Below are 651 nucleotides of genomic sequence, written 5' to 3' on the forward strand. Positions count from 1 at the left end.
TCATATTTATATTAGTAAATAATTTAATAGGATTGGTACCATATAGTTTTGCATCAACATCTCATTTTATTTTAACATTCTCAATGAGTTTCACTATTGTTTTAGGTGCAACATTCTTAGGATTCCAAAAACATGGATTAAAATTCTTTTCATTATTTGTACCTTCAGGTTGTCCTTTAGCATTATTACCTCTATTAGTTTTAATCGAATTCATTTCATATTTATCTAGAAATGTTTCATTAGGATTAAGACTTGCAGCTAATATACTTTCAGGTCACATGCTTTTATCTATTTTAAGTGGATTTACATATAACATTATGACTAGTGGTATATTATTTTTCTTTATAGGTTTAGTACCTTTAGCTTTTATTATAGCATTCTCAGGATTAGAATTAGCTATTGCATTTATTCAAGCTCAAGTTTTCATAGTTTTAGCTTGTTCATATATTAAAGACGGATTAGATTTACACTAATCTAATACATGAATACATCTAAATTCATGAATACATCTTTTACCCTAAAAAATTTTATATTAAATACTCTAAGATAACTTATAGTATAAAAATGAATAGTATAAAATTTACATAAAAAAAAAATTTTTTAATCAGTCCAATGTGTTAAAATAATTTAACACACAAAATTATTTCCTAC

The 651-nt window shown here is 24.1% G+C and carries 1 protein-coding gene; it reads left to right on the top strand.

Going from position 1 to position 651, the window contains the following annotated elements:
• Positions 1 to 473 (top strand): F0F1 ATP synthase subunit A (atpB, locus tag IE142_RS39905; protein ID WP_191889455.1); only part of this gene is annotated, 473 nt, incomplete at its 5' end.
• Positions 474 to 651 lie beyond the last annotated feature (178 nt).

It is taken from the genome of Streptomyces mutabilis, from assembly GCF_014649815.1.
Classification (GTDB): domain Bacteria; phylum Actinomycetota; class Actinomycetes; order Streptomycetales; family Streptomycetaceae; genus Streptomyces; species Streptomyces mutabilis.